General features: G+C 60.4%; 18 protein-coding genes. 7 read left to right on the top strand and 11 right to left on the bottom strand.

Annotated features, from left to right (window positions below; genetic code table 11):
* Positions 1-8: 8 nt before the first annotated feature.
* The 9 genes from ACQ4OE_RS16390 to cbiE all read right to left on the bottom strand — a co-directional run bounded on the left by ACQ4OE_RS16390 (position 9) and on the right by cbiE (position 8805).
* Positions 9-1376, bottom strand: coding sequence for a PepSY-associated TM helix domain-containing protein (locus ACQ4OE_RS16390; RefSeq protein ID WP_430947226.1), 1368 nt, complete (start codon positions 1374-1376; stop codon positions 9-11).
* A gap of 101 nt (positions 1377-1477) precedes the next feature.
* Positions 1478-3598, bottom strand: a complete 2121-nt coding sequence (locus ACQ4OE_RS16395; RefSeq protein WP_430947227.1) for a TonB-dependent copper receptor — start codon at positions 3596-3598, stop codon at positions 1478-1480.
* An 84-nt stretch (positions 3599-3682) separates the two neighbouring features.
* A complete protein-coding gene (locus ACQ4OE_RS16400) occupies positions 3683-4129 on the bottom strand; it encodes a DUF2946 domain-containing protein (protein WP_430947228.1) in 447 nt (148 codons plus the stop codon).
* A gap of 21 nt (positions 4130-4150) precedes the next feature.
* Positions 4151-4630 carry a copper chaperone PCu(A)C gene (locus ACQ4OE_RS16405; RefSeq protein ID WP_430947229.1) on the bottom strand — a complete coding sequence of 160 codons (480 nt, stop codon included), beginning with the start codon at positions 4628-4630 and terminating at the stop codon, positions 4151-4153.
* Between the two features lie 48 nt (positions 4631-4678).
* Entirely contained in the window at positions 4679-5077 is a 399-nt protein-coding gene (locus ACQ4OE_RS16410; RefSeq protein WP_430947230.1) for a DUF2946 domain-containing protein, read from the bottom strand.
* A 48-nt stretch (positions 5078-5125) separates the two neighbouring features.
* Positions 5126-5437 (bottom strand): hypothetical protein, encoded by a 312-nt coding sequence (locus ACQ4OE_RS16415; protein ID WP_430947231.1) that lies wholly within the window; start codon positions 5435-5437, stop codon positions 5126-5128.
* Positions 5438-5778: 341 nt separating this feature from the next.
* Positions 5779-6507 (bottom strand): cobalt-precorrin-6A reductase, encoded by a 729-nt coding sequence (locus tag ACQ4OE_RS16420; RefSeq protein ID WP_430947232.1) that lies wholly within the window; start codon positions 6505-6507, stop codon positions 5779-5781.
* Positions 6504-7601, bottom strand: a complete 1098-nt coding sequence (locus tag ACQ4OE_RS16425; protein ID WP_430947233.1) for a cobalt-precorrin-5B (C(1))-methyltransferase — start codon at positions 7599-7601, stop codon at positions 6504-6506. The genes ACQ4OE_RS16420 and ACQ4OE_RS16425 overlap by 4 nt, the downstream gene beginning before the upstream one ends.
* Positions 7594-8805, bottom strand: coding sequence for a precorrin-6y C5,15-methyltransferase (decarboxylating) subunit CbiE (gene cbiE, locus ACQ4OE_RS16430; RefSeq protein ID WP_430947234.1), 1212 nt, complete (start codon positions 8803-8805; stop codon positions 7594-7596). Before cbiE ends, ACQ4OE_RS16425 begins: the two co-directional genes overlap by 8 nt.
* A 243-nt stretch (positions 8806-9048) precedes the next feature.
* Between cbiE and ACQ4OE_RS16435 the strand changes: the two genes are divergently transcribed.
* The 5 genes from ACQ4OE_RS16435 (at position 9049) to cobJ (ending at position 14195) form a co-directional block, all read left to right on the top strand.
* Positions 9049-9705: a hypothetical protein gene (locus ACQ4OE_RS16435; protein ID WP_430947235.1), complete on the top strand. Its 657-nt coding sequence runs from the start codon at positions 9049-9051 to the stop codon at positions 9703-9705.
* A 126-nt stretch (positions 9706-9831) separates the two neighbouring features.
* Positions 9832-11145 (top strand): precorrin-3B synthase, encoded by a 1314-nt coding sequence (cobG, locus tag ACQ4OE_RS16440; protein ID WP_430947236.1) that lies wholly within the window; start codon positions 9832-9834, stop codon positions 11143-11145.
* On the top strand, positions 11138-11764 hold the full coding sequence (locus tag ACQ4OE_RS16445; protein WP_430947237.1) for a precorrin-8X methylmutase: 627 nt from the start codon (positions 11138-11140) through the stop codon (positions 11762-11764). Before cobG ends, ACQ4OE_RS16445 begins: the two co-directional genes overlap by 8 nt.
* Complete coding sequence (locus ACQ4OE_RS16450; RefSeq protein ID WP_430947238.1) at positions 11761-12495, top strand: precorrin-2 C(20)-methyltransferase; 735 nt, start codon at positions 11761-11763, stop codon at positions 12493-12495. Before ACQ4OE_RS16445 ends, ACQ4OE_RS16450 begins: the two co-directional genes overlap by 4 nt.
* Positions 12495-14195: a precorrin-3B C(17)-methyltransferase gene (cobJ, locus tag ACQ4OE_RS16455; RefSeq protein ID WP_430947239.1), complete on the top strand. Its 1701-nt coding sequence runs from the start codon at positions 12495-12497 to the stop codon at positions 14193-14195. The genes ACQ4OE_RS16450 and cobJ overlap by 1 nt, the downstream gene beginning before the upstream one ends.
* A gap of 61 nt (positions 14196-14256) precedes the next feature.
* Here cobJ and ACQ4OE_RS16460 read toward each other — a convergent pair whose 3' ends face one another.
* Positions 14257-14853, bottom strand: a complete 597-nt coding sequence (locus tag ACQ4OE_RS16460) for a MarC family protein (RefSeq protein ID WP_122593704.1) — start codon at positions 14851-14853, stop codon at positions 14257-14259.
* 251 nt (positions 14854-15104) lie between these two features.
* On the opposite strand from ACQ4OE_RS16460, the gene ACQ4OE_RS16465 reads away from it, so the two are divergent.
* Together ACQ4OE_RS16465 and ACQ4OE_RS16470 are read left to right on the top strand one after the other, a co-directional pair.
* Positions 15105-15893 carry a hypothetical protein gene (locus tag ACQ4OE_RS16465; RefSeq protein ID WP_430947240.1) on the top strand — a complete coding sequence of 263 codons (789 nt, stop codon included), beginning with the start codon at positions 15105-15107 and terminating at the stop codon, positions 15891-15893.
* 60 nt (positions 15894-15953) lie between these two features.
* Positions 15954-16670, top strand: a complete 717-nt coding sequence (locus tag ACQ4OE_RS16470; protein WP_430947241.1) for a hypothetical protein — start codon at positions 15954-15956, stop codon at positions 16668-16670.
* Between the two features lie 63 nt (positions 16671-16733).
* On the opposite strand, the gene ACQ4OE_RS16475 is transcribed toward ACQ4OE_RS16470, so the two are convergent.
* Positions 16734-19508: a response regulator gene (locus ACQ4OE_RS16475; RefSeq protein ID WP_430947242.1), complete on the bottom strand. Its 2775-nt coding sequence runs from the start codon at positions 19506-19508 to the stop codon at positions 16734-16736.
* Positions 19509-19530 lie beyond the last annotated feature (22 nt).

Consider the following 19530-nt stretch of genomic DNA (forward strand, 5'->3'; position numbering starts at 1 on the left):
TGCCTTCTTCACGCGGCCGTTCTGTCGGTGACCCGAGCCGACACCAAGATCCGATCCAGCAACCACACCACCACCAGCGAAGCGCCCACCAATGGGAACACCACCGCCAGCGCGAGCATGATCACCACGCCGGTTTTCCACTTCGGCAAGTCGTGGCGCAGCGGCGGCACGCCGAATTTGCCCTGCGGTCGACGCTTCCACCAGATCACCACGCCGCTGACGGCGCTGAGCAGAATCATCAGGCAGATCAGCAGTACGACGATCTGATTGAAGGTGCCGAACATCTTGCCTTCGTGGAGCATGACGCCGATTTCCGTGGCGCGGGCCACCGTGCCGTAGTGTTCGAAACGCACGTCGGCGAGGACCTTGCCGGTGTATTGATCGACATGCAGGGTGGCGTCGTTGCGTGGATCATCGGCGAATACGGCGATGGTGAACACGCCGGTGGCAGTGGTCGGCAGGGTGATGCTGTAGCCCGCTTCAACCTTGCGCTGGGTGGCGATGTTTTGTACGTCTTGCAGGCTGACAGTCGGCGCTGCCGGGCCCGAGTTGGCGCCGCCGTGAACCATGTGTTCGGCGTGGTCGCCGGACATCGGCATCGGCGTGTTTTCCATCGCCCATGGCACGGTCTGACGCGTGGCGCTGTTGAGGCTGCGCGCCTCGACATCGGAGGTCGGCACGTTGTCCCACATTGCCGCCGGGAACACGTTCCACACCTGCGCGTATTGCTTGCCCCAGAAACCGGTCCAGGTCATGCCGCTGAGCAACATCACCAGCAGCAACGTTGCGCCCCAGAAACCGGTGACTGCGTGCAGGTCACGCCACAGCACGCGACCACGACTGCTCAGCCGTGGCCACAAAATCCCCGCCGCCTGACCGCGCGGCCACCAGAGGAAAACCCCGGACACCACCAGCACCACGCCCCAACCGGCGGCCATTTCGATGAGGCGGTCACCAACGGTGCCGATCATCAATTCGCCGTGGATCGCGCGGGCGATGGCTTGCAGGTTCTGCTTGGCATCCTGCTCGCCGAGGATGTCGCCGTGGTACGGGTCGACGAACACGTTGAGTTCGTGACCGGCGTTCTTCACCACGAACTGTGCGCTGCGTTCGGCGTTGACCGGTGGCAGGTATTGGGTGACCTGGCCTTGTGGATAAGCGCTTTTCACCCGTTGCAGCAGGTCATCGGCCGGAACCGTGTGATGTCCGGCGGGGACGTTGAGCAGGCTGCTGTACATCAGTGAATCGAGCTGCGGTTTGAACAGATAGATGATGCCGGTCAGGGCCAGCATCACCATGAACGGGGCGACGAACAGGCCGGCGTAAAAATGCCAACGCCAGGCCAGGTTGTAGAAATTCGGTTTGGGCTGTGTCATCACGTGTGCTCCGCTGGGCGAATTTTTTTAGATCAAGAGATCGCAGCCTTCGGCAGCTCCTACAGGGGGACATACGGGCTGCGATCTTTTGACTTTTCTTGTTAGAAACTCATGTCCACTTTGGTCCAGAGCGTGCGCCCCGGTTCGTTGATCGCTTGCGGGTCATTGGCCGGGTAGCCGAATCCGGCGTTGCCCGCCAGGTTCAGATGTTCGGCGTAAGCCTTGCCGAACAGGTTGTCGACGCCGCTGCTGACCTTCCAGTGTTTGTTGATCCGATAGGCACCGTTGAGTGAGAACACGCCGAAGCCCGAACTCTTGTCGTAATCCTTGCCGACTACGTTGCCCTTGTTCTGATCGATACGGTTCTGCGCGGCAACCACTCTCCACAGTGCGCCAGCGCTCCAGTTGTCTTCGGTATAGGTCAGACCGAAGCGGGCATCCAGCGGCGGCATTTGCGGCAGGGCCGAACCATCGCTGCTGTTCTTGCCCCAGGCGTAAGCCAGGGTCGCATCGGCTTTCCAGTGATCGGTGAGTTTGTACGCGGCACCGAGTTCACCGCCCATGATTCGCGCGTCGATGTTCTCGGCGCGCGAGGTGCTCATGCCCATCATTCCAGGGGTGTAATCGAAGAGGATGTAGTCGCGCACCACGCCGATGTAACCCGAGGCCCAGGCTTCGAGGTCGGCGCTTTTGTAGTTCACGCCGACATCGAACTGGGTGGTCTTTTCCGGTTTGATCGAATCGAACGCGTTGACCGAGCCGACCGGGCCGCTGCTCGCCGAGAACAGCTCCCAGTAGTCGGGGAAGCGCTGCGCGTGACCGAGCCCGGCGTAGAGCGTGGTCGGGCTGTCGGCGAGGTCATGCTCGTAACGGACGAAACCACTGGGCAGGGTGTCGGCGCGAGTATCGTCAGCGGTCGGGTTGGGGCGCGACATCATTCCCGAACCGCTGCTCTGCCGATAATCCTTGGCCGAAGCGCGGTCAACCCGGGCACCGGTGATCAACCGGTCACGGTCAGCGGCGTACCAGGTCATCTCGCTGAACACACCGTAGTTATGGACATCAGCGTCCTTGGTATACGGCAAATCCTTGTAGGTATCGATGCCCATCGAACTGCGCTCACGGTGTTCGTTGGTCTGCGCGTCGAGACCGCTGATCAGCTGGATGTCAGCCCAGCGCCAGGTCGCCTTGATCCGTGCGCCGAGGGTGCGGCGGTCAACGTTGGAGGCCATCGGCCCGGCCATCATGCCGGTGCCGGACGGCGTGCGCAGGGTGTAGTTGTCCATCACGTGGTCGGCGTAGTTGTAGTAGACCTGCGCTTCGAGTTTCTCCAGCACGTCGGTGATGTTGGATTTTTCGAAGCGCAGGCCGAGGCTTTCGCGCAGGAATTGCGAGCCATCCATCCCTCGTCCGGCGTAGCGCGCTTCGCCGTCGCCCTTGCCGGCGGTGAGTTCGATCAGGGTGTCGGCGTCCGGGGTCCAGCCGACCGCTACATCGCCGTTCCACTTGTCGTAGCGCGAGGCGACGATGTCGTTGTTGCCGTCGCGGTAGTCGTCGGAATGCGCGGTGTTGCCGATCACCCGCACGTAGCCCGATGGCCCGCCAGCAGCGGCGTCGACGACCTTGTCGAAGCGTCCGTGGGAGCCGGCCAGAATGCTCGCGTTCACGCGGGTGCCGAGTTCGCCAAAGCTCTCCGGCTCACGATCAAACAGCACCGTACCGGCCGAAGCGCCCGGGCCGTACAGCACGGTTTGCGGGCCTTTGATCACGGTAAGTTTGTCGTAGGTTTCCGGCGAGATATACGAGGTCGGCGCGTCCATGCGGCCCGGGCAAGCGCCAAGCAGCATGCTGCCGTTGGTGAGAATGTTCAGGCGCGAACCGAACATGCCGCGCAGCACCGGATCGCCGTTGGTGCCGCCATTGCGCACCAAGGCGAAGCCGGGAATGGTCTTCAGGTAATCGCCGCCGTCACTGGCCGGCACCGGTTGGCGCGGATCTTTTGGATTGGTAACGATGGTCAGTGGTGAGCTCGGCGCGATTGCGGTAATCACCGTCGGGCTGAGTTCTTCATTGTGCGCGGTGTGATCATCGGCCAGCACCAACGGGGACAGCAGCACGCCGCAAAGGACGGCGGTAGCGTGCCTGAAACGAATCCGCGATTCGTTCAAAGCGAAGGACGCCGGGGCAGCACCCGAGCGTGAAACAGCAGCAAACCTGGACATGACAATTTCCATCAAACAGTCGTAAACGACACGGCCGGCAGCCTGAAGCTGTCTTCTCAACCGTGTGCAATCAGAGGTGCGTGTTTACGCTGCGATGGGTGGCGCGCGGGTGCGGGCGCCGGGGAAGAACGTCTGCCGGGCGTGGCCCAGGCCCGGGGAGGGTGGGGTGAAGGTGTTCAGCGGCGGGACGTTGAAGGCGGCGAAATCGCCACCGCCGGTCAGTGCCGGGCAATTGAACAGCAGGCTGCAATAGCCGCATTTTTCCCACAGCACGTGGTGTGAGGATTGCGGTGGGCAGTGTTCGGCGCTGGGTTTTGCATCATGGCCGCTGTGGTCCATGCCCGGCATGTCCATCGACATGTCCATGCTCATCGGCATCGATGCCGAGGCGTGCTGATCCATCGGCATCGACTGAGAAATCAGTGGGCCGATGAAGATCATCAACATGGCGAACAGCGCGATCCAGCTGGCGCGGGTCAGGTGTTCAGTCTGACGGCGTTGCCGGGAGGGCCTGACGCTCAGCGGGCGCATGGGCGGAATCTGCCGGAAGGCTTACTGAGCGTGCGCGTGAGCCTGCGTGGTTTCCGGCGGCTTCTTCTGCACCGAGACTTCGACGGTGACGTCACCGGCCTTCTCGAAATGCATCGTCAGCGGAAAGCGTTTGCCGTCGCTGAGCAGGCTGCGATCGGTCGGATTAAGCAGCATCACGTGATAGGCCATCGGCGCGAACGTCACATTGCCGCCTGCCGGAATTTCCACGCTCGGCACTTGCTGCATCTTCATCAGATCGCCCTGTATCACGTGTTCGTGCAGTTGCGCTTCTGGAGCAATCGGCGAGTCGACGCTGAGCAGGCGGTCGTCCGTTTTTCCGGCGTTGTGAATGATGAAGTAGGCAGCAACGGTTGGCGCGTTCGGCGGCAACTCTTGCGACCACGGGTGGGCGATCTCAAGTTCGCCGGCCTTGTATTCGTGGGCATGGGCGAAGCACGCCGGCAGCAGCAACGCAGCGATTACGATGAGTTTGTTCAACATGGCAGTTCTCCGGAACGATTTGAAACGCAGGTCAATTGCGCGAACAAATCAAACCAGAGGGGAGGCGCGGGGATTGAGGCTCGGCCATTGCTGGCGCGGTGTGGGTGTTTGCAACGAGGCGGGCGCGACGCTGCGATTGCTTTCGTAGCGGGCGAAATACAGCTGCGGCGAATGCCCCGGCAGCGCCACCAATGGCGCCGAGCCCGAGCAGCACCAGCAATGCTGCATGTTCGAATGCGTGTCGTTGGCCGGGGCTTTCTGATCGGTGGTGCCGATGTTGATCGCCACCATTTTCGTCCCGCTGCCGGTGCAGAAACTGCTCCAGAGCAATTGCTCGGCCGGTGAACTGGCCGCCTGCGCCATCGCTCCCGTCATCGGCATGGCGAGCATGTTGAACAGCACTGCAAAGCAGGCGATCCAGGCAATTGCTAGCCGGTGTCGGTTCATGGGACAGATCCATTGGGTGGGCGATCAGGCGCGGGCTATTTAGCCTGATCAGGGCCGATAAGTAAAAAAGCGTCGTGCGGTTTGGTGTCGCAGCGCTTCATGCAAGAGCTTGAGAAGCCTGCGCCCCAGCTCGATTTCGCCGTTATAAATGAGTGTAGCGGCTTCGATTCGCATTGCCTGGGCGAAATTCGAGTCGCTTTCTATTCGTGCGCGAATGGTCTGCTTGACGTCTCGAAGTGCTACCCGGTTGAGCTGCCCATCGCCGGAGTCTTCGATCTCACAGCCCTTGATGTATTCGCTAAGATCGACAGGTGTTTTCAGGTAATCCTTGGCGTCGAAACGGGAGAATTTTTCTGACATTGGATGTATACGCCTTTGGAATCAAAGACGGTGAGCGTAAATGTAGACCCTGGCTGCCGATAATCAGCGATTCGTTAAGTTGTTGTGGGCAGTGTCTGCATTGGTTGTAGGATTCACGTCAGATATCCAGCCGAGCCTGTGACATTGTGGGAGCGAGCCTGCTCGCGAAAGCATTGGGTCAGGCAATGATGTGCAGACTTTGCCGACGTCTTCGCGAGCAGGCTCGCTCCCACAGAGGTCGGTGGCGACCACATAGCCTGTTTACCCCGCGAACCCAGTGGGAGGGGCGGTGCGACGATTCGACTTGCCCGCGCAGGCGGCCGTGAGATCTGTGCTTATTTTCAGATACGGTTAAAGGTCGAGAGGGCAGCGAGAATTTCGTCGACCGAGGCAAACTCCCGATCAACCCCCGGCAATCCCGGACGCTTCAACACAATCACCGGCACCCCACGCTCACGCGCCACTTCCAGCTTCGGCTCTGTCGCAGTGCTGCCGCTGTTCTTGCTGATCAGCACATCGATCTGCCGTCGCTCGAACAGCGCACGCTCATCCTCCAACAGAAACGGCCCACGGGCGCCGATCACTTCGCAGCGTTGGTTGCCGGGGTAGCCGTCGAGGGCGCGCAGGGTCCAGAACTGCTCGGCAGGGATTTCATCGAGGTGTTGCAGCGGTTCGCGGCCGAGGGTGAACAAGGGGCGACGAAAGGGTTTGAGGGCAGCGATCAGCTCCGCCCAGTCGCTAACTTCACGCCAGTCATCACCGGGCTGCGGTTGCCACGCCGGACGGCGCAAAGCCCAGCAGGGGGTGCCGGTCAAAAGTGCAGCGGTCGCGGCGTTCTGGCTGATTTGTGCGGCATAGGGATGCGTGGCATCGAGCAGCAGATCAATGCCTTCGTCGCGAATGAACTGCGCCAGACCTTCGGCGCCACCGTAGCCACCGACGCGCACCTGACAGGTCAGATCCGTCGGTACCCGGCCAACGCCCGCCAGGCTATAGATATGTTCCGGCCCGAGCGTGCGAGCAATCGCCAGCGCTTCCGTGACGCCGCCGAGCAGCAAAATCCGCTTCATGCAAAACCTCCGGCGTGCCCGACAATCCGGCCTTGTCGATCAATCGCAAACACCTCGACCTGCACCTGCGCGGGCACCACGCTGCGGGCGAAATTCAACGCATGGCGACACACTTCATCACCCAGAGCGATTCCCTCCGCACTGGCCATCGCCAACGCCTGCTGACTGGTATTGGCCGCACGAATGCCTTGCTGCAACGCCTCATCAGCGCCAATCGCCGCTGCCCAATCAGCCAGCTGCGGCAGATCGATACTCGAATGCCGCGAATGCAGATCCATGTGCCCGGCCGCCAGTTTGCTGATCTTGCCGAAGCCGCCGCACAGGCTGAGTTTATCCACAGGCACTTTGCGCAGATGTTTGAGCACCGCGCCGACGAAGTCGCCCATTTCGATCAGGGCGATTTCCGGCAGGTTGTAAACCCGGCGCATGGTGTCTTCGCTGGCGTTTCCGGTGCAGGCGGCAATGTGCAGATAACCGTTGGTTTTCGCCACGTCTATGCCTTGATGAATCGAGGCAATGTAGGCCGCGCAGGAAAATGGCCGGACAATGCCACTGGTGCCGAGGATCGACAGTCCACCGAGAATGCCCAGCCGTGGATTCATGGTTTTCAGGGCCAGGGCTTCGCCGCCCTCGACGTTGACCGTAACCTCGAAGCCGCCGCCATACCCCGTTTCCGCGGCGAGCAGCGTCAGGTGATCGCTGATCATCTTGCGCGGCACCGGGTTGATCGCCGGTTCGCCGACCGCCAGCACCAATCCCGGTCGGGTCACGGTGCCGACCCCGGCACCGGCATTGAAACGAATTCCCGGTTCACTCAGCAGCCGTACCCGCGAATAGAGCAGGGCGCCGTGGGTCACATCGGGATCGTCGCCGGCATCCTTGATCGTCCCGGCTTCGGCGCCGTCCTCGGTCAAACGGCAGAACTCCAGACGCATCTGCACCTGTTTGCCCTTCGGCAGAACAATCTGCACTGCATCGGCCGATTGCCCGCCGAGTAACAGGCGTGCGGCGGCAAGGCTGGTGGCGGTGGCGCAACTGCCAGTGGTCAGGCCGCTGCGCAGAGGCGCAGGTTGTTCGGCGGTCTCGTCACGCATCGAGGGGTTTGACCAGATCGAGCAGCGTGATCGGCAACGCCTGGCGCCAGGTGTCGAACTCGCCGAGCGGTTGCGCTTGGGCGACATGAATGCGCGTCAGTTCGCCGCCGTATTGCTCGCGCCAGTTCATCAAGGTGATTTCGCTTTGCAGGGTCACCGCGTTGGCCACCAGTCGGCCGCCGGGCTTGAGTTGGTGCCAGCAGGTTTCGAAAACGCCCTCACGGGTCACGCCGCCGCCGATGAAAATCGCGTCGGGGCGTTCCAGTCCGTCGAGTGCCTGCGGTGCCTTGCCGCAGATCAATTGCAGACCGGGCACACCCAGCGCATCGCGGTTGTACTCGATCAACTGCTGACGCCCCTCATCGGCTTCGATAGCCAAGGTGCGGCAGCTCGGGTGTGCACGCATCCATTCGATGCCAATCGAACCGCTGCCGGCGCCGACGTCCCAGAGCAATTCGCCGGGTCTTGGTGCGAGGCGGGCGAGGGTGATGGCGCGCACGTCGCGTTTGGTCAGTTGGCCGTCATGCTGGAAGGCCGAGTCGGGCAGACCGGCGAGGCGGGTCAAGCCGCCAGTGCCGGTATCGGCCAGGCATTCGACGGCAATCACATTGAGGTCGGCAATCGGCGCGTCATTCCATTCGTTGGCGGTGTGATCGATGCGCCGTTCGGTGCTGCCCCCCAAATGTTCCAGAACGCTCATGCGGCTGCCACCGAAGCCGCGCTCGCGCAGCAACGCCGCGACTGCCGCCGGACTCTGGCCGTCGTTGCTCAGCAACAACAGCCGCGCACCACTGAACAACTGCGCATTGAGCGCCGCCAGCGGACGGGCGACCAGCGATAGCGTCGCCACATCCTGCAACGCCCAGCCAAGTCGGGCCGCCGCCAGCGAACAGGACGACGGTGCGGGGAGAATCAACATCTCGTCGCTCGGCAACTGCCGTGCAAGGCTGGCGCCGACCCCGTAAAACATTGGATCACCGCTGGCCAGCACGCACACCGCCTCACCCCGCCGTTCCAGCACGGGAGCGAGGGAAAACGGGCTGGGCCACAACTGGCGCTCGCCGCGAATGCACACCGGCAACAAGTCCAGTTGACGCTGACCGCCGACGATCCGCGAGGCGTCCATCAGGACACGCCGGGCGTTTTTACCCAGGCCCCTGAAGCCGTCTTCACCGATTCCCACAATTGTCAGCCAGGCTGTCATGCCGTTCCTCTGTCTGTGCGCATTTTCAAGGACGGCATGATAACGCGGCGGCTGCCAGGACGTCGGTGTACCGGCGAAGAATTATCGCTTGGCGTCGTAGACACTTGAAGTATCCAAAAGGATGTTTTTCAAGTTGATTGGCTTTGTTAGTTTGAGTTGGGCCGAGTTTGACTATTTAAATCTTGGCTGAACTTTGGATTTTTAACTCAATTGATTGGCTTCGCCGCGAGGCAGGAAAAATATATGGATATTAAGCAGGGCGCAGAGAGCGCCGACAGTGATGCAGTCGTTTTAAATGATGTGATTGTTACCGGGCGTGAAAACCAAACCCTGACCAACAGGCAGTTCGTTAATAGTTGTATTTATCTCGCCATATATGAAGCGGACAAACGTTATAACAGCGACAGACAGCCGAGTGAGTGGTTTGATCGCTTTGTCGGCACATTCTGGTCAACAGGATGGGGGCTTGAAGACGAGCCTGTGGATATCGTCATGCCACAGTTTTCCGGGAGCGTGCAACGAATCTGGAAGGAATCGGCTGGACGCCTGTTGACGCACTCACAGACGGTGCAGGTCGATGCCGCAATGGCCTCCATTGAAAAAGACGCGCTGCTGTTGAAAAAGTTTGTCAGTCTTGAAGGGCGAATATATAAGTCCCAGATCGTGCCCATGCGTTCTAACAGTCTGGGTGGGCTGGAGATAGTGTTAAGTCAGATAAGGCTGCTCAAGTCAGTGTTCAGCCCGACTTTTCTTTTCTGGCAGATCCATCAGCCAATGTCTCAACTGGATCTGCGCGCTAGAAAGCTAGTGATCAAACGACGAGATATAGAGGCCAGTCAGGCCGTGGTGGAGAAAGCCATTCGCGAGATTCCTTACAAGTTGGAGGAATATCCCATTTGAGAGACGCTGGCCTTGCATCCTTGTGCCGGCAAGCTTTCCGACCGGCAGGCATTTTCATCCGCTCGGGCAAAGCAGGCATAATGGCGGCCTTTCGCCTATCCCGGCACGCTGCCAACCGGTCATCTCTTGAATACATCTGTGACGTCCAACGCAATACGACCCTCGGGCTGCCCGGGGTTGTTGCGTATCGTCCAGGCGTTGGACGGCGGCATCTGTCGGATCAAGCTCAATGGCGGTTCGATCAGCGCCGATCAGGCGGACGCGGTGGCCGATGCCGCTGAGCGGTTTGCCGGCGGGGTGATTGAGGCGACCAACCGGGCCAATCTGCAAATCCGTGGCATCGGCCAGCAATCCGTTGAGCTGATCGACCGCTTGCTGACTGCCGGTCTCGGCCCCAACAGCGCCGCCGGTGATGATGTGCGCAACCTGATGCTCAGTCCCGCCGCCGGGATCGACCCGCAGATGCTCTTCGATACGCGTGTCCTTGCTGAACAGATCCTCGACACCCTGCAGAGCCATCCGCGCTTTCATGAGTTGAGCGCCAAGTTCGCCGTGCAACTGGATGGCGGGGAAGCGCTGGCGATGCTCGAGCATCCGCATGATCTGTGGTTGTCTGCGTTTGAGCGCGACGGTGAAAGATTGCTGGCGTTTGGTCTGGCGGGATGCCCGACGGAACGTGCCGTCGGCGCTGTGACCCTGGAAAACGCTCATGCGCTGGTGATTGCAGTGCTGGAGTTGTTCCTTGATCTGGCCCGTCCGGAACAGACGCGGATGCGCCATGTGCTCGACGAGCTGCCGATGCTGGCCTTTCTCGAACAACTCAGAACCCGCGTGTCGATCAAAGCCGTCAGCGCCTGGCAACGTGCGCCCGGCGCGCAAGATCTGCACATCGGTGCTCACCCGCAAAATGCCTCGGGTCGGGTGTACGTCGGTGCCGTTCCACCGCTGGGGCGGCTCGATCCAACCATGCTGCGCGGCGCTGCCCGACTGGCTCGCGAGTTCGGCGACGCGACGCTGCGCTTCACGCCCTGGCAGAGCCTGCTGCTGCCGAATGTTGCAGAGGCGGACGCCAGCGCAGTCCTTGAAGGGTTTGAGCAATTGAGTCTGCTGAGCCATTCCAGCGGACCACTGGCGCACCTGATCGCCTGCACCGGTTCCGCTGGATGCGCCAAAGGCCTGGCCGATACCAAGCAAGACGCGCGTCATCTGGCGACGTTGCTGCCTTCGGCTCGCGACGTGCACCTGAGTGGCTGCAGGCGTTCCTGCGCCGCCGCCCACTGTGCCTCGACGACCCTGCTGGCCGTCAGTCCCGGTCATTACGATCTCTATTTCCGCGATGCGACGCAGCCGGGCTTCGGCGCGTTGCACGCACGCAACCTTACTATTGAAGCGGCCGCGACTTTGCTCGCCGGCCGCGCTCGGAGCCCCCTTGATGCTTGATTACATCCGCGACGGTCAGGAGATCTATCGCAACTCCTTCGCGATCATTCGCAGCGAGGCCAATCTGGCGCGCATCCCGGCCGATCTGGAAAAACTCGCGGTGCGGGTGATCCATGCGTGCGGCATGGTCGAAGCTATCGACGGTCTGCAATTTTCTGAAGGTGCGGGCAAGGCCGGGCGCGATGCGCTGGCCGCCGGTGCGCCGATCCTCTGTGACGCGCGGATGGTCTCGGAAGGCGTGACCCGCGCACGTCTGCCGGCCAACAACGAAGTCATCTGCACCCTGCGCGACGACAGCGTGCCGGAGTTGGCCCGGGAGTTGGGCAACACCCGTTCCGCCGCAGCGCTGGAACTGTGGCGTCCGCACCTGGGAGGCAGTGTGGTGGTGATCGGCAACGCACCGACCGCGCTGTTTTATCTGCTGGAAATGCTCGACGCCGGCGCGCCGAAACCGGCACTGATTCTCGGCTTCCCGGTGGGCTTCGTTGGCGCTGCCGAATCGAAGGCTGCGCTCGCCGCCGACAGCCGTGGCGTGCCGTTCGTGATCATGCAGGGCCGCCTCGGTGGCAGTGCCATGGCCGCTGCGGCCGTCAATGCCTTGGCCACGGAGATCGAATGATGCAGGCAAGAGGACGTTTGCTTGGCCTGGGCGTCGGCCCCGGTGATCCAGAACTGATTACCGTCAAAGCGCTGCGCCTGCTGCGCGAATCACCGGTGGTGGCGTATTTCGTCGCCAAGGGCAAGAAGGGCAATGCCTTCGGCATCATCGAAGCGCACCTGCAAGACGCGCAGAACCTGCTGCCGCTGGTGTATCCGGTGACCACCGAAGTGCTGCCGGCGCCGCTTTCGTATGAACAGGTCATCAGCGACTTCTACGACGAAGCCGCTGAAACCGTAGCCGCGCATCTGGACGCAGGCCGCGACGTGGCGGTGATCTGCGAAGGCGATCCGTTCTTCTACGGTTCCTATATGTATCTGCATGACCGCCTCGCCACGCGCTACGAAGCGCAAGTGGTTCCGGGTGTCTGCTCGATGCTCGGCGGGGCGTCGGTGCTGGGTGCGCCGCTGGTCTATCGCAACCAGAGTTTGTCGGTGCTCTCCGGCGTGTTGCCGCACGAAGAATTGAAGCGGCGTCTGGCCGATGCCGATGCCGCCGTGATCATGAAACTGGGGCGCAACTTCCCCAAAGTGCGGCAGGTACTGGAAGAACTGGGCCTTGCCGAGCGAGCTTTGTACGTCGAACGCGCGACCATGGCCAATCAGAAGATTGTGCCGATGGATCAGGTCGAGCCAATGTCCTCGCCGTACTTCTCGTTGATCATCGTGCCGGGCGAACGGTGGCAAGGCTGATGACTCAATCGACTCCCGCCATCGTCATTCTCGGCCAGAACGCACTGGCCACGGCTCGGCGTATCCAGCAGGTTTATCCGGCAGCGCAGATCCATGGTCTCGACGGACGGGTTGAAGGCGCCGATCGTTCGTACGAGGAATTCGGCAAGACTCTGCGCGAACTCTATCAACAGGACACGCCGATCATTGCCCTGTGCGCGGCGGGCATTGTCATTCGCACGCTGGCTCCGTTGTTGCTGGAAAAAGGCGCTGAACCGGCCGTGCTCGCGGTGGCCGAAGATGGCAGCGCCGTAGTGCCGCTTTTGGGTGGACTCGGCGGGGTGAACGTCATGGCGCGCGAGCTGGCTGCGGCGCTGCAAGTGTCGGCGGCCATCACCACCAGCGGCGAATTGCGTTTTGGTACGTGCCTGCTCAATCCACCCAGCGGTTATGCGCTGGCAGATCTGGAACAGGGCAAGCGCTTTGTCTCGGACTTACTGGCCGGGCACAGCGTGCGCATTGAAGGCGCGGCGCCGTGGCTGGATCAGGCGCAGCTGCCGGAAGATCCGCAGGCGCAGCATTCGATTCATGTGAGCAGTGCTGAACGTGCGGTCAGCGCCAACGAATTATTGATCTATCCGCGCAGTGTTGCGGTGGCAGTCAGTGCGGATTTCGATGATCTGCCGAACGCCGTTCGCGCAGCCCTGCAGCAGGCCAACGTAGCGCAGCCATCGTTGGCCTGTCTGGTCGCGGCTGACGCAGAAATGGCTTCGGCGAGTCTGCGTGAAGCCGCGCTTGAGCTGGGCGTGCCGCTGCGTTTCGTTGCTGCGCAAAGTGACCTCGAAACCCTGGCGACATTGGCCGTACCGGCGGCGAAGATCGTCAGCGCGAACAGCCTGGCCATCGCGATTGCCGAACAGCCGCTGGAGGTTGCGAGCATCGGTCGTCCACGCGGGCGTCTCGCGGTGATCGGCCTCGGCCCCGGTGCCGCCGAACTAATGGTGCCCGCCGTCAAAGCCGAACTGGCCCGCTGCACGGATGTGCTCGGCTATGAGACTTACGTGCGCATGGCCGGCCCGTTCCGCGACGATCAAGTGCAGCACTGCACCGACAATCGCGAAGAGATGCAGCGCGCCCGTCACGCCTTCCGGCTGGCGGCCGAGGGCCGTTCGGTGATTGTGGTGTCGTCTGGCGACCCCGGCGTGTTCGCCATGGCTGCAGCGGTGCTCGAAGCGTTGCACGAGTCGGATGATCCCGCGTGGCACAGCGTCGATCTGGAGATTCTGCCGGGGGTTTCCGCCTCACTCGCCACCGCCGCTCAGGCCGGTGCGCCGCTGGGGCATGACTTCTGCGTGATGTCGCTGTCGGACAACCTCAAACCCTGGTCGATCATCGAGAAACGTCTCGATCTGGCGGCGCAAGCGGATCTGGCGCTGGCGTTCTACAACCCGATCTCCCGCGCCCGCCCATGGCAGTTGGGCCGCGCGCTGGAAATCGTCGCGCAACACCGCACGCCGCAAACGCCTGTGGTGCTGGGGCGGGACATCGGACGTCCGGGGCAAACCTTACGCACCACGACGCTGGGCGCGTTGACGCCGGATCAGGTGGACATGCGCACGATGGTGTTGATCGGCTCGTCCACCACGTGTGTCTTCCCTCGGGCCACCGGTGGGGATTGGGTTTACACGCCGCGCTGGTACGGGGAAAAACCAGGCAATTGATGGAAAAAAAACGGCTCTCACGGAGCCGTTTTTTTTGCCTGCGTTTTTCCGCCAGGGGTTTTCAGGAGACGAGGTAACCCTTGATCCCGGTGAAGATGATCTGCGCGGCCAGTGCACACACAAACAAGCCCATCAACCGGCTGACGATCTGCAGCCCTTGGTCACCAAGAATCCGCTCGATGCGGTTCGACAGGTACAACACCACACCGACGGTGAAGCTGGCCAGCGCGATACTCATGATCGCAGTGATCTTGTCGTCCCAGTGCGGTTGGCTGACGCCCATCACCAACAGAGCACCGATGGTGCCGGGCCCGACCGTCAGCGGAATCGTCAGCGGCACGATGGTCACGTCTTGCTGCACGTTGTCCGCCTGCACCGCCGGTTTGCCTTGGGCCATGCCCAGCGCCGAGATGAACAGCACGCTGCCGGCGCCAATGCGGAACGCGTCCACGGTGATACCGAAAACATCGAAAATCACCCGCCCGAACAAATACAGCAACACACTGGAAACCAGCGTAGCGATCGCCACTTTCCAGGCCAGACGCCGTTGCTCCTTGCGCGAATAACCGCGGGTCAGGCTGATGAAACAGGACAGCACGAAGAACGGGCTGTAGAGCACGAGCATCTTCAAGTAAACGCTAAACAACACATGGAGCATGGCTTCGGCTCGCATCCAGAGTAGGTGGGGCTGAGTCTATCAGTTGCTCTAATGTCTGTGTGTATCGATGCTGCAAGATTCTTAGTTGTTGGGGTTATTTGTTGGTGTTGTGAACTCGTGTTTTTAAGTTTGTTATTTGTTCTTGGATATGATGTTACAAGTTAGTGTTTGTCGCTATTTAATTGTTTGGGTATTGTTGGTTTCGCAAGTTCATGAGGAGCTTGCTTTTAATTAAGGTAAGGAGTTGTTTTATGAGTAATCAAGTTGTCAGCGCTAACTACATCGCTGCGTGTGTTAAAAGCCTTGAAGAATATGATCTGGGTGAGCCGCTGGTTGGTAACTCTCGTGCTTTCGCCCTGATGGGCGACGAAGTTGAAGCCCCGGCGAAAGGTTCGATTGTTGGTGAGGGCCTCATCGCCTTCAGCGCCAATTTGTCCGGTGTTAATCGCACTGATGCACAGAATGCTTATCTGTATGCCACGCTGGTGGCGAACAAACGCTATCCCCTCGATAGTCAGGGTGTGGAATGGTACACGCTGTTTCGTGAGATCATGACCAATGCCGGCTGGGCTCCTACCAGCAAGTATTTCAGTGATATGCAAGTCGGTGGCACCAGTGTGCGCATGGATAAACTGGTATTGGAGATTCTCGGCTCGGTGATCGCCGGCGCGGCAGTGCCGGGTCCGGCGACTGCGCTGATGTTGAAAGTAGCCGGTGATGCAATTGCCGCTCTGCAGAAACGCGATACGGCACTGACACTTTATGAACGTAACCTCCTGCAGCATGGTGTTTGTGGTGTAACGGCAGGTGCATGTACCGAAATCAACGGTGTAACTGTTTTCGCTATCGGTGCCGTACGCTTCAAACGCAAAAATACCTCGACCAAAGTGATGTTTGTAGATGTCGATATCCGCAACGTAAATCTTTATCGCGGTGAAGCAACTTTCGAAAAGAATGACATGGTCGCTGACGCCGCTCGCGACATTATTGCCCGGAAACTGATCGATCACACGACCAAGAAACTCGACTACGATATTTGATTTGATTATTCGAGAGGGTGGTCGTAGATCGACTGCCCTTTTTAACGGAGGGAGTATGTCATGGAACGCAGTTATTCCGCTTTGACTGTCGGAGCAGCCATTCTGTTGCTGCCTGAGTCAGAAGATCTGGCCCATTATGATGATCTGGTGAATTCGGTACTACTTGCGCAGTTAGTGGCCAACAAGCAGGCAGAAAAAACTCCCGATATCAATTGGTATGACGTTTATGCGCAAGTGCTGGATGATTTCTGGATGCGGTCTATAAGGGCGCGGGAAGATCAATACCTTACTCCAGCTACCGACATTTCAATGGTTCAGTCACTTGTTGCGGTGATGTCCAGAATGGACGTTGAGCAAGCGCAACTGACTGCAGAGGCACTCTCTCGGTTAGCGAGCGTGTCGCCTGTTCATCCCGGCATCAACTTGCTGCGCACGCATATGCAGCGATCATCGACAGGGCAAATGTCGCAGATACCGGAACCGGTGAACAAACTGCATCTGCTCGTGATCGTGGCTCAAACCCCGGCGTCGTTCAGCAGTGTGTATCTCAGCTTTGAAACCGAACAAGCCTTGAGTTCCAATCCATTGACGTTCCTGAACCAGACTGAGAATGGCCAAGGTTTGCTCACGCTGCGTTATGCACAAGCCAATCTGTCAGAGGTCCTTTATGGTCTTGCGCGCAAAGCCATCGCCGAGAAAGTCAAAGACAGGCTTGCCGCTAACGTTGCGATGCTGGCGCTGGATGACGAGCCGCTTTCGGTTACTCCACACCCCTGAGCCATGCCTTCGGCGGAATTGGACCGCAATCCATGGGGGCTCGGAGTGTTCGCGCGAACCCGCCTAGAAGGTGGATGCCGTGCGATTCTGCTGATCACGCTGGGCCACCCAGTGCTCGATCAACTCGCGTAATTGCGACAGTTCCACCGGTTTGGCCATGTGCCCGTCCATGCCGGCCTGACGGGCGCGTTCCTTGTGCTCGGCAAGGATGTGCGCGGTCAGTGCGACGATCGGCGTACGGATACGCTGATTGCTGACTTCCCACGCGCGCAGTTGCTGCGTCGCGGAGAAGCCATCGAGGATCGGCATTTCACAGTCCATCAACACCAGATCGTAACGCTGGGCCTTCATCGCTTGCAGCGCTTCTTCGCCGTTGCTGGCGGTGTCCGGCTGCAGGTTGAGCTTGCCGAGCATGCCGCGAATCACTTTGGTCGAAATGGTGTTGTCTTCGGCGACGAGGATGCGGAAGTCGCTCGGCACTTTCGCCGCCGTGGCCGGGGTCACCACTTGCGGCTGGAACACCACCTGACCTTTGTTGCGCTGGTTGAGCTCGTCCGCCAGGGTGGTCTTGAGGGTGTAGCCGGCCACCGGTTTGGCCAAAATCCGTTTGATCCCCGAGTTGCGGGCGATGATCTTGCTCGGCGCGTTGCTGATGCCGGTGAGCATGATCAGCAGGATGTCGTGGTTCAGGCTCGGGTCTTCCTTGATCTTGGCCGCGAGCTGCATCCCGGTCATGCCGGGCATGTTCTGGTCGAGCAACACCACATCAAAGTAATCACGCAGGTGCGCCTTCGTGCGCAGCAACGCCAGCGCCTCTTTGCCTGAAGGGACCGCGCTGACATTCAAGCCCCACGCGCTGCATTGCTGCACCAGCACTTTGCGGCAGGTGTCGTTGTCATCGACCACCAGTACCCGCGCACCTTGCAGCGGACCATCAAGGTCGGAAGTTGGGTGTTCGAGGCGATCCGGATCCAGTGGCAGGGTCAGCCATAAGGTGCTGCCCTGATTGGCACCACTCTTGATGCCGAATTCGCCGTGCATCAGACGGATCAGTTGCCGTGCAATCACCAGCCCGAGGTTGCCGCCCAGACGGTTGGCCGAGAGAAAGTGCTTGCTGTGCAGCTCGGCGTGCATCAGCGCATCGCGCTCCTCTTGGTCCATCGGTGCACCGCTGTCCTGGACGGCGATACGTAGACGCGGTTTGCTGCTGCGTTCATCGAGGGCGACGACGATCAGCACTTCACCTTCGTCGGTTTTCTTCAGGGCGTTTTCCAGCAGGCTCAGCAGCGTCTGGCGCAGGCGTGTCGGATCGCCGCTGATGACCCGTGGCACTTGTGGCTGGATGAAGCTGATCAGTTCGACGTTCTGCTGTTCGGCCTTGGCCCGGTAGATGCTCAGGCAATCGTCGATCAACGCATTGAGATCGAACTGCACATCGTCCAGTTCGATCTGCCCGGATTCGAGTTTGGAGATGTCGAGAATCTCGTTGATCAGCGTCAGCAATTCGTTGCCGGCGCTGTGGATGGTCTGCACGTAATCGCGTTGCTTGACCGAGAGTGGCGTGCCCAGCAGCAGCTCGGTCATGCCCAGCACACCGTTCATCGGCGTGCGGATTTCATGGCTGATCTTGGCGAGGAACTCGGCTTTGGCGTTGATCTCGGCGTTGCTCGCGGCGAGGTCGCGGCTGACGCTGAAACGACTTTCGGTGATGCTGCGCTGACGTTCGCCCAATGCAATGCTCATCAGCAGGCCACTGATGCAGATGAACGCCATCAACGTCATGATCAGGCCTTGTGGCGACACCAGGGTCAGGCCCAGCAGCGCGGGCAGGATAATCAGCGTGCCGATGTTGAATACCACCATGGCGGCCACGAACAGCCGCGCCGGCCGGTAGCCTTTCTGCCAGTGATAGAACCCTACAAACAACATGCTCAGGCCGGCCAGGGCCACCAGTGCATAGGTGATGATGTTCAGCGGCAGGGTGTTGACGAACAGCAACAGCAGGCTGCAGGTCACGATAAACAGGATGTCGCCCAGCAACAGTCTGTTCAGCAGGTGCGGGCCCAGCGGAGCGAAAAAACGATAGGCGAACATCAACCCGGCCGGAGCAGTCAGCAACAAGGCCAGATAGGCGCCGGGGGTCTGGATTGCATGCCAGTTCGGCAGCCAGGGGCCGGCGAGGTTGAGCAACAGCAACAGGCTCAGCCCCAGCAGACCTTCGCAAACTGCCAGCCACAGGCTGCTGCGCGAGCGGGAATAAGCGTAGCGCACCAGGTTGTGCAGCAGCAGCATGCCGAGGCAGCCGAACAGCAGGCCAAAGAGCAGCGTTTGATTGTGGTTGGCCGCACTCATGACGGCCGATTGCAGGGTCACGTGTGGGCGCAGTTGATGGTCGGAGACCATGCGCACATAGACATCGAGGGTTTTGTCGCTTTGCGGCAGCGGTAGCATGAAGTCGCTGCTGGGCAGCGGCCGCTCGGCCTGAGGCTGGTCGGTGCCGGTGTTGCGCTGCTCGATCAGCCTGTCGCCGTCCAGCACGTAAAGATTGAGCTGTGACAGGTCAGGGGCGAAGATCCGCAGCACTTGCTCGTGCTTGCCGGGGGCCAGTCTGAAGCGCAGCCACAAGGCGCCATCGGGCTCGGCAGCAGTGAGGCGCTGAAGGTCGATGGGGCTGAATTGGTTGGTGTAACGAGCCGAGCGGATGTCGCTCAGTTGCAGACTGCCCTGATCGTCAAGCAATACTGACCAACCACTGCCTTGCGCGGCCTGGGCCGGTAGCATGCAGAGCAAGGTCAGCAACGTGACGGTGAAGCTTATGGCAATCCTGAGCCAGCGCACGGCGAAATCCCTTCGTAGGTTG

The sequence above is a fragment of the Pseudomonas sp. WC2 genome (assembly GCF_050586545.1).
Taxonomy (GTDB): Bacteria; Pseudomonadota; Gammaproteobacteria; order Pseudomonadales; family Pseudomonadaceae; genus Aquipseudomonas.